This is a genomic window from Streptomyces sp. DH37, assembly GCF_029813835.1.
Lineage (GTDB): Bacteria > Actinomycetota > Actinomycetes > Streptomycetales > Streptomycetaceae > Streptomyces.
Window position 1 is genome coordinate 1 of record NZ_JARVKV010000009.1, and the last position, 14,305, is coordinate 14,305.

Below are 14,305 nucleotides of genomic sequence, written 5' to 3' on the forward strand. Positions count from 1 at the left end.
CGGCAGGTGCCGTCGCCGACGGCACCTGCCGTCAGCCGGTCAGCCGGGCCGGCACCGGTCGTCAGCCGGGCCGGCGCCGGCGGGATCCGTGGGGCCGTGCGGGGACGCCACGGACCCGCCCGGTCCCCCGGCGGGGCCGGCCGGCGACCGGATCACCGGGCCGACCGGCGGAACGCCGCGGTTCAACCGCGGGTCAGCCGCGGTTCGGCTCCTGGCGGCCGCCGATCTGACCGCTCGGGCGCGAGGACTTGTCGCCGACCATCACCAGCACGGTGACGATCACGAACAGGGCGACGGGCGCCACGACGTAGAGACCGAGGGTCTCGACCACGCTCAGGCCGGTGCCCGGGTCGTCGCCGTCGTCGCGGTAGAGGGCGAGGGCGGAGGGGGAGGCGACCAGCAGCGTCAGCGCGGTGAGGGCGGTGACGAATCCGGCGCGCACGGCGGTGCCGGCGCTCCTGACGTTCTCGTTGACCTTGTTGTCCACGGAGTCAACGCTAGCGAACGTCTCCGGAGGACACGCGTCCAGGGTGGCCTTCGGATTCCGTGCGGATCTCCGCACGGCCCTCCGCCCGGCCCTCCTCGCACGCTCCGCCCTGCTGCCCGGGAGCCGGTATGCGGCACTCGCGCGGCCCGTGCAGTTCCTCGTACACCGTCTCCAGCAGGTCGCGCAGACGGGGTGAGGTGACCATCTCCTCCAGGGTGACGGGCCTGCCGTCGCCGTCGGCGACGGGCAGCCGCCAGTTGGGGTACTGGTCCCAGGTGCCCGGCACGTTCTGCGGGCGCCGGTCGCCGATGCCGTCGGGCAGCCAGACGCCGACCATCTTCGCCGGGGTGCGGGCCAGGAAGCGGTAGATGCCCCTGATCTCGCCCTCCTCCTCGCCGGGGCCCTCCGGCAGCAGGTCCAGGCGGGTCAGGTGGGAGATCCACTCGGCGGTCTCCATGGCGTCCCGGGTCTGCTCCTCGGCGAGGGGGCCGGACAGCAGTCCGAGGCCGTGGCGCAGCCGGACGTGGTCGCCGCTGAGGCGGGCGGCGGTGCTGGGCAGGTCGTGGGTGGTGGCGGTGGCCAGGCAGTCGGCGCGCCAGTCCTGCGGCTCCAGCGGCTGGGGCGTCTCGTGCTGGGGGGTGCGCGTGTGGTCGTAGTCGCGCTCGAACCACAGCACGGAGGTGCCCAGCACACCGCGCCCGGCCAGCTCCCCGCGCACGCCCGGCTCGACCGTGCCCAGGTCCTCGCCGATGACGACGGCCCCGGCGCGGTGCGCCTCCAGGGCGAGCACGCCGAGCATGGCCTCGGCGTCGTAGCGGACGTAGGCGCCCTCCGTGGGCGGGCGGCCCTCGGGGATCCACCACAGCCGGAACAGGCCCATCACGTGGTCGATGCGCAGCCCGCCGGTGTGGCGCAGCAGCTCGCGCAGCAGCGCGCGGTAGGGGGCGTAGCCGGAGGCGGCCAGCGCGTCCGGGCTCCAGGGCGGCAGGCCCCAGTCCTGACCGTGGGGGCTGAAGGCGTCCGGCGGGGCGCCGATGGACATGCCGGTGGCCAGGAAGTCCTTGAGCGCCCAGGCCTCCGCGCCGGAGGGGTGGACGCCGAGCGCCAGGTCGTGCACCAGTCCGATGGACATGCCCGCGTCGTGGGCGGTGCGCTGGGCGCGGGCGAGCTGGGCGTCGGTGAGCCAGGCCAGCCAGCTGTGGAAGTCCACCCGGTCCAGCAGCTCGCCGCGGGCGCGGGTGGTGGCGGCCGACCGGGGGTCGTCCAGGCCGGCGGGCCAGGAGCGCCAGTCGGGTCCGTGGACCTCGGCCAGGGCGCACCAGGTGGCGTGGTCGTCCAGGGCCTGGCCCTGCTCGGCGAGGAAGTCGCAGTAGGCGACGTGGCGGCCGGGGCTGAGGGGGACGGTGCGCAGCAGTTCCAGGGCGCGGCGCTTGAGCGACCACACCACGTCGCGGTCGATCCGCCCGTCCTTGGTGAGGGTGGCCTCGCGCAGCTCGGCGGCGCGGGCCAGCAGTTCGTCCGCCCGCGCGCGGGCCTCGCCGCGCAGGTAGGCGTACTCGGGGATCTCCTCGATCCGCAGGTGCACCGGATCGGCGAAGCGCCGCGAGGAGGGGCGGTACGGGGAGGGGTCGACCGTCTCGCCCTCGGCGGCGGGCACGGCCGAGTGCAGGGGGTTGAGCTGGATGAAGTCGGCGCCGGTCGCGCGTCCGGCCCAGGCGGCGAGGTCGGCCAGGTCGGCCAGGTCCCCCATGCCCCACGAGCGCGAGGACAGCAGCGAGTAGAGCTGGACCAGCAGCCCGAAGGAGCGCCCCTCCAGGGCGGGGAAGCGGTCCGGCGCGACGATCAGGGCGGCGCGGGCCGTCCGGCCGTCGGGGGCCTCGGCGTGGAGGGTGTGGCAGCCCAGGGGCAGCCGTTCGCCGTCGGCGTCCGGGTCCGCCCCCCAGTCCAGGTCGCGGCCGTCCTCCGTCTCGACCCGCAGCACGGTGCCGTCGGGGAGCGGGGGGACGCCGCCGCGGACGGCGGAGGGGGAGGCGGCGGGCGGCGAGGCGCCGCCGCGGGAGACCGCGCGTACGACGACGGTGGGAGGAAGCAGCCGGGCCGCCTCCTCGTGCGCGTGGCGCTCCAGCGCGTCGCGTACGGCGTCGGGGGTGGAGGCGTCGACGCCCAGTGCGGCGAGCACCTCGACGATCGTCTCGTCGGGCACCTGGAGCGTACGGCCCGGGGCCGGGTCGTAGGAGGTGCAGACTCCGTGTGCCGCGGCGAGTCGCGCCAGTCGGCTCATTGGATCTCCCTCCGCTCTCCCTGGGCCTCCCATGACCTAGATTTCCGCGGAATCCGTCCCGTATCCCACCCCGGCCGGTTCGCTGGTCAGCGGGAGTTCGGCGGCGAGGGGCGGCTCACTGGTGAGCGGAGCGGCGTCGGCGAGCGGGGGTTCGCTGGTCAGCGGCGTTTCGGCGTGGTCCCAGGAGCAGGAGCCGTCCAGGCCGGAGTCGGGGTCGGAGACACCGGACAGGTCGATCGGCTCCCGCCCCTGTTTGGGGAACAGGGTGTGGGGGGCGAGGAGTTCAGCGGACGCGGCCACGGGGGCCTCCGTTCGTTGCTGTCGGTCGGACATCAAGGCCCTACCCACTGAGGCGGAACCCAGACACTTTCAGCGGTACAAACGTGAGCCGGGTCACAGGCTCACCGCCGATGATTTCACGGTTTGACGCGCCTGTCAGCGTAGGGCATTCGAGCAAAGCGGGCATCTCGACCAAGATTTACCGCCCTCCCAGAAGCGACCACCTCGGGGCGCGCGCCGGCCCCGCTCCCTCCGGCCCCGGCCGCACCGGGTGACAAACCCGGCACTTCGGCCCCCGTCGTTGACACCCCGACCGCGGCGGTGATGGGCTCGTCGCCGACCGGCGGGTCCGGTCCGCAGCTTGAGAGCCGTATCTGAACGGGGCGAGAAGGGCCGACAGAGACGTGAACCACGCGACGCATGGCCGCGCCACGCGCAGGACCGGTGCGACGGCGCTGGTCGCGGCCGTTCTCGGCGGGCTGCTCGGCGGCGCGCCGAACGCACAGGCCGCACCGCCGCAGCCGGACAGGGCCGCGTCCCCGCCGGCGCGGGACACCGCCGACCGGGACGCCCGCGTCTCGCTGGACGGCGCTCCCGGCGTCTGGCCGCGCCCCCAGGCCCTGCGGACGCGGGGCGAGCCGGTCCCCGTCGGGGACGAGGTCCTGCTGGTGGCGGACGAGGACGCCGACCCGTACGCCCTCGACGTCCTCCGCGGCGTCCTGCGCGCGGCCGGAGCGCGCGAGGTGCGCACCGTGCGCCCGGGCCAGGAGGTACGCGCCCGGGGCCTGGTGGTGCGCGCCGGGGAGAAGTCCGCCGGGCGGGCGCTGCGCGTCCTGGGCGCCGCCGAGCCCGGCGACCTTCCCGCGGGCGGCTACCGGCTGGCGGTCGGCCGTGCGGACGGGCTGGACGGGCCGGGCGGTACGGCCGCGCTGGCCGGCGTGGGCCGGGACGGGCTGTTCCACGCCGCGCAGACGCTGCGCCAGCTGGTGACCGTCCGCGACGGCGGGGCGGAGATCACCGGGGCCGTCGTGCGCGACTGGCCCGCCTCCCCCGTGCGCGGCACCGCGGAGGGCTTCTACGGCGAGGCGTGGTCGCACCGGGAGCGGCTGGCGCACCTGGACTTCATGGGCCGCACCAAGCAGAACCGCTACCTGTACGCCCCCGGCGACGACGCCTTCCGCCAGTCGCGCTGGCGCGACCCCTACCCCGCCGCGCGGCGCGCCCAGTTCCGCGAGCTCGCCGAGCGCGCCCGCCGCAACCACGTGGTGCTCGGCTGGGCCGTCTCGCCGGGGCAGTCGATGTGCCTGGCCTCCGGCGACGACCGGAAGGCCCTGCTGCGCAAGATCGACGCCATGGCGGCGCTGGGGGTGCGGGCGTTCCAGCTCCGCTTCGAGGACGTCAGCTACACCGAGTGGCACTGCGACGCGGACGCCGAGCGCTACGGCACGGGACCGCGGGCCGCGGCCACCGCCCACACGGAGCTGGCCAACGAGGTGGCGGCGCACCTGGCCCGGCGGTACGGCTTCGGGCGCGACGCGGTGCCGCTGTCGGTGGTGCCCACGGAGTTCTACCAGGACGGCCCGACCGAGTACCGCGCCGCGCTCGCGGAGGGGCTGGACGCGGACGTGGAGGTGGCCTGGACGGGGGTCGGGGTCGTGCCCGCCACCATCACCGGCGGCGAACTGGCCCGGGCCCGCTCGGTCTTCCGCCACCCGCTGGTCACCATGGACAACTACCCGGTCAACGACTACGCCGGCGACCGCGTCTTCCTCGGCCCGTACACCGGCCGGGAGCCGGCCGTCGCCAACCGCTCGGCGGCGCTGCTGGCCAACGCGATGGAGCAGGCGACAGCCTCGCGCCTGCCGCTGTTCACGGTCGCCGACTACGCCTGGAACCCCCGCGGCTACCGGCCGGAGGAGTCCTGGAAGGCCGCCGTCGACGACCTGGCCGCGGCGGGCGGACCGGCGGAGGGGGCCGGAGCCCGGAAGGAAGCGGAGGACCGGAAGGACCCGGGCGGCTCCGGGGAGCCGGCGGGGAAGGCCCGCGAGGCGCTGCACGCGCTCGCCGCCAACAACTCCTCCTCGGTGCTGGACGAGAGGGAGTCGGCCTACCTCGCCCCGCTGCTCGACGCCTTCTGGAGGGCCCACGCGGGCGAGGACGACGGGAGGTTCGCCGCCGCGTCCGGCCGGCTCCGCGACGCCTTCGCCGTCCTGCGCGAGGCCCCGGAGAACCTGGCGGGCGTCGCCGGCGGCGCCCTGAGCGACGAGATGCGCCCCTGGGTGCGGCAGCTGGCCCGCTACGGCCGGGCGGGCCAGTACGCGCTGGACATGCTGGCGGCCCAGCGGCGCGGGGACGGCGCCGGGGCGTGGCAGGCGCGGCTGGAGCTCCAGCGGCTGCGCGCCGAGGCCCGCGGGAGCGGGGTGACGGTCGGCGAGGACGTGCTGCCCGCCTTCGTGGACAAGGCGCTGCGGATCTCCGACGACTGGTCCGGCGCGGGCGGCAGGACGGGGGAGGCCGAGCGCTCCGGGGAACGGGTCCGCGGCGGCCCCGCGGCGCTGCCGGGCTCCTCGCCGGAGGACGCCGCCGACGGCGATCCCGCCACCGCCTTCCGCCCCGCCGATCCGCCGGACGACGCGGCCGGCCCGGACGCGGACGCCGGTGCCGCGTCCCGGGAACTGGTGCTGCGGCTGCCCCGGGCACGCTCCCTGGAGGCGGTCACCGTCCAGTCCGAACCGGGCACGGGCGCCCGCGCCGCCGTCGAGGCGCACGTGCCGGGCGAGGGCTGGAAGCGGCTCGGCACGCTCTCCGACCAGGGCTGGACGGAGGTGCGGGCCGACGGCCTGCGGGCGGACGCCGTGCGGCTGGCCTGGCAGCCCGGCTCGAAGGCGCCGGTGGTCCACGAGCTGACGCCCTGGTACTCCGACTCCCCCGGTACCGGCCTGGAGCTGGCCCGCGAGGAGACCAACGCCGTCATCGGCGGCGGCCCCGCGGTGGTCGGGGCCCGGCTGACCGGCCACCGGCCCACCGACGTGCGCGGGCGGCTGACCGTGCGGGCGCCCGAGGGCTTCACGGTGCGGGCGCCGCGCCGGGTCACGCTCCAGCGCGGTGTGCCCGCGACGGCGGAGATCGAGGTCCGGGCCGGCAAGGACGTACGGCCGGGCACGTACCGCATCCCCGTCACCCTCACCGCCGGGGGCGAGAGCAGGCAGCGGACGCTGACGGTGCGCGCCTATCCGCCCACCGGCGGGCCGGACCTGGCCCGCGGCGCGCGGACCGGCTCCTCGGCCGACGAGACCGAGGACTTCCCCGCCTCGGCCGCCACCGACGGCGACCCGGAGACGCGCTGGTCCTCGCCCGCGGCGGACGGGCAGTGGCTGCGGGTGGAGCTGGACCGCCCGGCCCGGGTCGGCGAGGTGCGGCTGCACTGGCAGGACGCGTACGCCTCCCGCTACCGCGTCCAGGTCTCGCCGGACGGCAGGAGCTGGAGCACGGCCGCCACCGTCCGCGACGGGCGGGGCGGCCGGGAGACGGTGCGGATGGACGCCCCGGCCGGCACCCGCCACGTGCGGGTGGTCGGTGACGAGCGGGCGACCCGCTTCGGCCTCTCGCTGTGGTCGCTGGAGGTCTACGCCGTGGAGGACCGGGAGGGCCGGGAGGAGCGGAAGGACCGGGACAACGGGGCCGGACGGGACGGCGGGGCCGGACGGGACGGCGGGGCCGGACGGTAGCGGGCACGCCGCCGTACGGGGCCGTCACCGGCCCCGTACGACTCCCTTGCGGCGTCCCTTGCGACGCCCCTTACAACAGGGCCCGGACCTCAGGCAGGTGTCGTCGTCCTGCCGTCGATCCGGGCGAGGGCGTCGTCCGCGCCGTACGGCCGCAAGTACGGCAGCCAGCGCGGGTCCCGGTGTCCCGTCCCGATGATCCGCCAGGCCAGGCCGGTCGGCGGGGCTGGTTGGTGGCGCAGCCGCCAGCCCAGCTCCGAGACGTGGCGGTCGGCCTTGACGTGGTTGCAGCGGCGGCAGGCCGCCACCACGTTCTCCCAGGAGTGCTGCCCGCCGCGGCTGCGCGGGACGACGTGGTCGACGCTGGTTGCGACGCCACCGCAGTACGCGCACCTGCCGCCGTCACGGGCGAACAGGGCGCGGCGGGTGAGCGGCACCGTGCCGCGGAAGGGCACGCGCACGAAGCGTTTCAGGCGGACGACGCTCGGGGCCGGTATGGCTTGGGTCGCGCTGTGCATGAGGGCGCCGGAGTCCTCCAGGCTTATCGCCTTGCCGTTGAGGACGAGGATGAGCGCGCGGCGGAGCGGTACGACGCCGAGCGGCTCGTACGACGCGTTGAGGACCAGGACATGCGGCACGGTGCCTCCTTGTACGTCGGCGGCGCGTGGCTCGCGCCGGGACGATCTCCCCCAGTGTGTCCCGCGTGCCGGTGGCGGCGCCACCACGATCGCGTAACGCGCTGAGCGTGTTTTCGACCACACACCGTTTCTCCCCCGCCCGGCACCGGCGCTATCCGGGGCGTGACGGCCTGTTCGGCGACCTGTCCCCCGTTAGTGTGTTGTGGGTGGATTCCATGGACGAGGCGCACGAGACCGCCACGAACGCCGCCGGCTGGATAGAGGAGAACTGGGGGACCTGGCTCGCCATCGGCCTGCGCATCGCGCTGATCATGGTGATCGCCGTCGTGCTGCGCTCGGTCGTCCGCCGGGCCATCACGCGGCTGATCGCCCGCATGAACCGCAACGCCGAGGCCGAGGCGAGCGGCAACGCCCTGCGCGGCCTGCTGGTCAACGCCGAGCGGCGGCGCCAGCGCACGGAGGCCATCGGCTCGGTGCTGCGCAGCGTCACCACGTTCGTGATCATGGGGACGGCGGCGCTGATCGCGCTGTCGACCCTGGGCATCGACCTCGCCCCGCTGCTGGCCAGCGCCGGTGTCGCGGGCGTGGCGATCGGCTTCGGCGCCCGCAACCTGGTCACGGACGTGCTGACCGGGATGTTCGTGCTGCTGGAGGACCAGTACGGGGTCGGCGACCGCATCGACGCGGGCGAGGCCACCGGCACGGTGCTGGAGATCGGGCTGCGGGTGACCAAGCTGCGCGGCGACGACGGCGAGATCTGGTACGTGCGCAACGGCGAGATCAAGCGGGTCGGCAACCTCAGCCAGGGCTGGGCGACGGCCGCCCTGGACGTGGAGGTCCGCTCGGACGAGGACCTGGACGAGGTCCGGTCGGCGATCGCGGCGGCCGGCGAGGAGATGTCGACGTCCTCGCCGTGGGACGAGGTCCTGTGGGCGCCGGTGGAGGTGCTGGGCCTGAACTCGGTGACGCTGGACACCATGGTCATCCGGGTCGCGGCCAAGACCATGCCGGGCAAGGCGCTGCCGGTGGAGCGCGAGCTGCGCTGGCGGATCAAGCGGGCGCTGGACGCGCGGGGCATCCGGATGGTGGACGAGGAGTCGCTGGTCACCCTGCGGAAGCTGGACGAGGACCTGGGCGCCCTGGAGCGCGGCGCGGGCGGGGCCCGGCCGGAGAAGGGACCGGTCCCCGCGAAGGAGGCGGCGGTCCCGGTGAAGGACGCCGTGCGGGACCTCGGCCGGGGCGCCGGCGGGCGGCGGTCCTGAGCACCGGGGGCGCGGGCACGCGGAAGGCGTACGGAGACACCGGCAGGCACGGGGAGACACCGGAAGACACACGGAGACACCGGCAGGCGCCGGGGGACGGAGCGCAGGGGTGCGGGCCCGCGCGGAGGGCCCGCACCCGTCTCGTCCGTTGACGCCGGCCGGAGCCGGGCCCTAGGGTCCTGCCCACACGACAGGAAGCTTTCCTGACAATGCCGTGCGGGGAGGGCCCATGGCCGGGACCACGCCGGGGACCCCCCGGGTGCTGCGCGCGATGAACGACCGCGCCGCCCTGGAACTGCTGCTCACCCACGGCCCGCTCTCACGCAGCCGCATCGGCAGGCTGACCGGGCTGTCCAAGCCGACCGCCTCCCAGCTCCTGGCCCGTCTGGAGGCCGCCGGCCTGGTCCGGGTCACCGGCACCAGCCGGGGCCGCCCGGGGCCCAACGCCCAGCTCTACTCCCTCGACCCGGCCGTGGCCCACGTCGCCGGGCTCGACGTCACCGCCGCCCGGATCCGCGCCGCGGTCGCCGACATCACCGGCCGCACCGTCGGCACCTTCGAGGTGCCCGCGCCGGGACGTTCCGGGCGGCAGCCCGCCGAGACGGCCGTGGCGCAGGTGACGGCCGCCGTGGACGGCGCCGCCAAGGCCGCCGGGCTCACCCGCGCCGAACTGCACCGCGTCGTCATCGGCACCCCCGGCGCCTTCGACCCGCGCACCGGACGGCTGCGCTACGCCTCCCACCTGCCCGGCTGGCACTCCCCCGACCTGCTGGAGGAGCTGGCCGCCGCGCTGCCGATGCCGCTGGACTACGACAACGACGTCAACCTCGTCGCCGTCGCCGAGCAGCGCCTGGGGGCCGCCCGCGGCCACGGCGACTTCGTCCTGCTGTGGAACGAGGACGGCATCGGGGCCGCCCTGGTGCTGGGCGGGCGGCTGCACCGCGGCTGGACCGGCGGCGCGGGCGAGGTGGGCTTCCTGCCGGTGCCCGGCGCCCCGCTGATCCGCCGGGTCGCGCGGGCCAACAGCGGCGGATTCCAGGAGCTGGCGGGCGCGCACGCGCTGCTGCGGACGGCGCGCGAGCTGGGCGTCGAGCCCCCGCCCGGCCCGCCCGGCGAGGCCGCGGCGCGGCTGCTGGCCCGTGCGGTGGAGCAGACCGGCCAGGAGCCCACCGAGGGCGCCGGGAGCGGTGCGGGGGACGTCAGGGACGGCGTGGACGTCAGGGACGGCGGGGGCAGTGGGGGCAGTGGGGACGGCGGGGGCAGTGGAGACGGCGGGGGCCCGTACGGCGAGCTGCTGCGGCGCACCGCCACCGGGCTCGCGACCGGGCTGGCCGCGCTGGTCGCCGTCTTGGACCCGGAGCTGATCGTGCTGTCCGGCGGCGTGCTCACCGCCGGCGGCGAGGTGCTGCGCACGATGGTCCAGCGGGAACTGGCCGAGCTGGCGGCGCCCCGGCCGCGGCTGGTCGTCGGCGCCGTCACCGAACACCCCGTGCTGAGCGGGGCGCTGGAGAGCGCCCTGGCCACCACCCGCGACGAGGTGTTCGACACCTCCCGCTGACGTCCGGCTTTCCCAGGTTCCCGAGGAGGATGCGGTCCCGTGAAACTCGCAGTGGTGGGCGGCGGGTCCACCTACACCCCCGAACTCGTCGACGGCTTCGCCCGGTTGCGGGACGTCCTCCCGGTCACCGAGCTGGTCCTGGCCGACCCCGCCCCGGACCGGCTGGAGCCGGTCGGCGGGCTCGCCCGCCGGATCCTCGCCCGGGCCGGCCACCCGGCCGAGGTCACCACCACCTCCGACCTGGACGCGGCCGTCGCGGACGCCGACGCCGTGCTGCTCCAGCTCCGCGTGGGCGGCCAGGCGGCCCGCGAGAGGGACGAGACGTGGCCGCTGGAGTGCGGCTGCGTCGGGCAGGAGACCACGGGCGCGGGCGGGCTGGCCAAGGCGCTGCGCACCGTGCCCGTCGTCCTGGACATCGCCGAGCGGGTGCGCCGCGCCAACCCCGGCGCGTGGATCGTCGACTTCACCAACCCGGTCGGCATCGTCACCCGCGCGCTGCTGAACGAGGGCCACCGGGCGGTGGGCCTGTGCAACGTGGCCATCGGGCTCCAGCGGAAGTTCGCCGCGCTGCTGGAGGTGCGCCCGGAGGAGATCCACCTCGACCACGTCGGGCTCAACCACCTCACCTGGGAGCTGGGGGTGCGCCTGGGCGGCCCGGACGGGCGGGACGTCCTGCCCGGACTGCTGGCCGGGCACGGCGCGGCGATCGCCGCCGACCTGCGGCTGCCCGAGCCCCTCCTGCACCGGCTGGGCGCCGTGCCCTCGTACTACCTGCGCTACTTCTACGCGCACGACGAGGTCGTGGCCGAGATGCGCACCAGGCCCTCGCGGGCGGCGGAGGTCGCCGCGATGGAGCGCAGGCTGCTGGAGATGTATGCCGATCCTGCGCTGGACACCAAGCCGGAGCTGCTGGGCCGGCGCGGCGGCGCCTACTACTCCGAGGCCGCCGTCGCCCTGGTCGCCGCGCTGCTGGGCGGCGGGCGGGACGGGACGGACGGCGCGGGCGGCACGGGCGGCGGTGCGCGGGCGGATGTGCAGGTGGTCAACGTCCGCAACGACGGCACCCTGCCCTTCCTCCCCGACGACGCGGTGATCGAGGTCCCGGCCGAGGTCTCCCCGGCGGGCGCCGAGCCCCTGCCCGTACCGCCGCTGAGCCCGCTCCACACGGGCCTGATCGCGGCCGTGACGGCGTACGAGCACCTGGCGCTGGACGCCGCCCTGCGCGGCGGCCGGGACCGGGTGTTCGCCGCGCTGCTGGCCCATCCCCTGGTCGGCCAGTACGCCCTCGCCGAGGAGCTGACGGACCGCCTGATCGCGCACAACCGGGAGCACCTCTCATGGGCCTGACGCGGGCCGCCGCGCTGGCGGTCGACGCGGGCAACAGCAAGACCGACGTGGCGCTGGTCGCCGGGGACGGGACGGTGCTCGGCTCGGCGCGCGGCGGCGGTTTCCAGCCGCCGGCGGTCGGGGCCGCGGCGGCCGTCGCGTCGCTGGCGGAGACGGTGGCGCGGGCGGCGGAGGAGGCCGGGCTGGGGACGGACCCCGGCGCCCCCCTGGCCGAGCACGTGTCGGCCTGCCTGGCCAACGCCGACCTGCCGCGCGAGGAGCGGGAGCTGGCGGAGCGGATCGACGCCCTCGGCTGGGGCCGCACCACCCGCGTCGCCAACGACACGTTCGCGATCCTGCGCGCGGGCCTGCCCGACGACGGCTCGCCGCGGCACGGGGTCGCCGTCGTGTGCGGCGCGGGCGTCAACTGCGTCGGCGTCGCCGCCGACGGCCGCGTCCACCGCTTCCCCGCCGTCGGCCGGCTCTCCGGCGACTGGGGCGGCGGCGGGGGGCTGGTGGAGGAGGCGCTGTGGCACGCCGCCCGCGCCGAGGACGGCCGGGGCCCGGACACCGGGCTGGCCCGGGCGCTGCCCGCGCACTTCGCGCTGCCCAGCATGTACGCGCTGATCGAGGCGCTGCACCTGGGGGACCTGCCGGGCGGGCGCAGGCACGAGCTCGTGCCCGTCCTCTTCGCGGTGGCCGCCGGGGGCGACGCGGTGGCCCGCTCGCTGGTGGAGCGGCAGGCCGAGGAGATCGCGGTGATGGCCGCGGTGACGCTGGAGCGCCTGGACCTGCTCGGTACCCCGACGCCGGTGGTGCTCGGCGGCGGCGTCGTGGCGGCCCGCCACCCGCTCCTCCACGACCGCCTGCTCGCCCTGCTGGCCGAGCGCGCCCCGCGGGCCACCGCTCACGTGGTCACCGCGCCCCCGGTGCTCGGCGCCGGGCTGCTGGCCCTGGACCGGCTGGGGGCCGGGCCCGCCCCGTACGCCCGGTTGCGCGCGCACTACGCCGCGCGCGCCTGAGCACGCGCACCCGAGCACACGGGCCCGACGCGCGTCCCGAGCACACGGGCCCGACCGCACGCCCGGCGGCGCGATGCGCGGCGCGCAGAACCGGATGCGCGCCTGCCGCGTGTCATGGGAGAGGGGGTGGCGCCGGAGGGGGCGCGCGCCGTCCGCGGCACCGGGCGGGGGGAGGGTCCGCTGCTCCCGCGGGGATCGCGATCCGAACAAGATCCCGGCGGGAACGGTGCCGTCACCGCTCCCCGGCCGCCATACTGCTGACCGGGCTCCCCGGTCTCCACCGCGCGGGGGCCCGGTGCGCCAGCGACCGAGGGGGAGGTCCCGAGCAGTGACACATGCGCCGTCCTCCCCTCCCCGGCCCCCCGCCGCGCCCGCGCCCGTACCGCCGCGCAGGACGGCCTGGGCCGAGAACGCGGGCCGGCTGCGCCGGGCGGCGACGACCGAACCGGGGCGGCTGCGGATCATCGGGGCGGCCCTGGCCGCGCTGGTGCTGGCGTTCGGGGCCCAGGCGGCGTGGCAGGTCTCCGACCGGGCCGGGGCCGCCGACGCCGTGATCGACAGCAGCCAGCCGCTGAGCGCCGACGCGGCGAGCGTCTACCGCTCCCTCGCCGACGCCGACACCACCGCCGCCGCGGCCTTCCTGGCCGGGGGCGACGAGCCGCCCGAACTGCGCGAGCGGTACGAGAGGGACATCCGCACCGCCTCCCGGCTGCTGGCCAAGGCGGCGGCCGACAACGGCGGTTCGGCCCGCAGCCACGAGGAGATAGCCGAACTCAACGAGCAACTGCCCGTCTACACGGGCCTGGTGGAGACCGCCCGCGCCAACAACCGGCAGGGGCTGCCCCTGGGCGGCGCCTACCTGCGCCACGCCAGCGAGCGGATGCGCGAGGAGATGCTGCCCGCCGCCGAGGCGCTCTACCGCTCCGAGACCGCCCGGCTGCGCGCGGACTACGAGGACGCCCGCGCCTGGCCCGTCCCCGCGCTGCTCACCGGTACGGCCGCGCTCGCCGCGCTCGGCTGGGCGCAGCGCCGCCACTACCTGCGCACCAACCGGGTGTTCAGCCCCGGACTGCTGGCGGCGACCGCGGCGACGGCCGCCGGACTGCTGTGGCTGGCGGCCGGGCACGGGATCGCGCGGTCCTGCCTCGGCGACTCCGACCGGCACGGCGCCCGCTCCCTCCAGGCGCTCAACGAGGCGTGGGCGGGCGTGCTCCAGGCGCGCGGCGACGAGAGCCTGACGCTGGTGGCGCGCGGCGGCGGCGCGCTGTACGAGGAGAGCTACCGCCGGGGCATGCGCGAGGTCCTGGGGGACGGCGGCTCCCGAGGGGGCGCCGGGGGGCAGTTGGGCAGGGCCCTGGCGCTGGCGGACGACGAGGCGGGCCGCGGGCCGGTCGAGGAGGCCGTACGCTCGGCGGCGCACTGGCGGGAGCGCCACGCGGCCGCCCGCGCGCTGGAGAACAGCGGCCGCTACGACGACGCGGTCGCCCTGGTGATCCAGCCCGGCGGGAACACCGTGCGGGGCGCGTTCGACGCGGTGGACGCCGCGCTGTCGGAGGCCGTGCGGCACGAGCAGCGGGAGTTCGAGCGGGCGGCGGAGGGCGGCCGGGGCGTGCTCGGCGGACTGCCGGCCGGAGTCGGCGCGCTGGCCGTGCTCGGCGCCGCGGGCGTGGTGCTGGGCGTCGGCCGCAGACTGGCGGAGTACCGGTGAGGGCGGTGACGGCGATGGC

At 76.7% G+C, this 14,305-nt stretch carries 10 protein-coding genes; 6 read left to right on the forward strand and 4 right to left on the reverse strand.

What is annotated here, in order from left to right; genetic code table 11:
* Positions 1-193 precede the first annotated feature (193 nt).
* The 3 genes from QC029_RS07115 to QC029_RS07125 are packed head-to-tail and all read right to left on the reverse strand — an operon-like array spanning position 194 to position 3,068.
* Complete coding sequence (locus QC029_RS07115) at positions 194-487, reverse strand: hypothetical protein (protein WP_279554596.1); 294 nt, start codon at positions 485-487, stop codon at positions 194-196.
* 10 nt (positions 488-497) lie between these two features.
* Entirely contained in the window at positions 498-2,768 is a 2,271-nt protein-coding gene (malQ, locus tag QC029_RS07120; RefSeq protein WP_279554597.1) for a 4-alpha-glucanotransferase, read from the reverse strand.
* A 36-nt stretch (positions 2,769-2,804) separates the two neighbouring features.
* Positions 2,805-3,068, reverse strand: coding sequence for a hypothetical protein (locus tag QC029_RS07125; RefSeq protein ID WP_279554598.1), 264 nt, complete (start codon positions 3,066-3,068; stop codon positions 2,805-2,807).
* A 383-nt stretch (positions 3,069-3,451) separates the two neighbouring features.
* On the opposite strand from QC029_RS07125, the gene QC029_RS07130 reads away from it, so the two are divergent.
* The gene (locus QC029_RS07130; protein ID WP_279554600.1) at positions 3,452-6,775 is read left to right on the forward strand and encodes a beta-N-acetylglucosaminidase domain-containing protein; all 3,324 of its coding nucleotides are present in this window, start codon (positions 3,452-3,454) and stop codon (positions 6,773-6,775) included.
* Positions 6,776-6,864: 89 nt separating this feature from the next.
* On the opposite strand, the gene QC029_RS07135 is transcribed toward QC029_RS07130, so the two are convergent.
* Entirely contained in the window at positions 6,865-7,410 is a 546-nt protein-coding gene (locus tag QC029_RS07135) for an HNH endonuclease (protein ID WP_279554601.1), read from the reverse strand.
* Between the two features lie 215 nt (positions 7,411-7,625).
* Here QC029_RS07135 and QC029_RS07140 point away from each other — a divergent pair, with 215 nt between their 5' ends.
* The 5 genes from QC029_RS07140 (at position 7,626) to QC029_RS07160 (ending at position 14,286) form a co-directional block, all read left to right on the forward strand.
* Complete coding sequence (locus QC029_RS07140; RefSeq protein ID WP_279554717.1) at positions 7,626-8,672, forward strand: mechanosensitive ion channel family protein; 1,047 nt, start codon at positions 7,626-7,628, stop codon at positions 8,670-8,672.
* Positions 8,673-8,901: 229 nt separating this feature from the next.
* Positions 8,902-10,230: an ROK family transcriptional regulator gene (locus QC029_RS07145; RefSeq protein ID WP_279554602.1), complete on the forward strand. Its 1,329-nt coding sequence runs from the start codon at positions 8,902-8,904 to the stop codon at positions 10,228-10,230.
* A gap of 39 nt (positions 10,231-10,269) precedes the next feature.
* A complete protein-coding gene (locus tag QC029_RS07150) occupies positions 10,270-11,577 on the forward strand; it encodes a 6-phospho-beta-glucosidase (RefSeq protein ID WP_279554603.1) in 1,308 nt (435 codons plus the stop codon).
* Entirely contained in the window at positions 11,568-12,578 is a 1,011-nt protein-coding gene (locus QC029_RS07155) for an N-acetylglucosamine kinase (RefSeq protein ID WP_279554604.1), read from the forward strand. Before QC029_RS07150 ends, QC029_RS07155 begins: the two co-directional genes overlap by 10 nt.
* 328 nt (positions 12,579-12,906) lie before the next feature.
* A complete protein-coding gene (locus QC029_RS07160; protein ID WP_279554605.1) occupies positions 12,907-14,286 on the forward strand; it encodes a hypothetical protein in 1,380 nt (459 codons plus the stop codon).
* Positions 14,287-14,305: the final 19 nt, after the last annotated feature.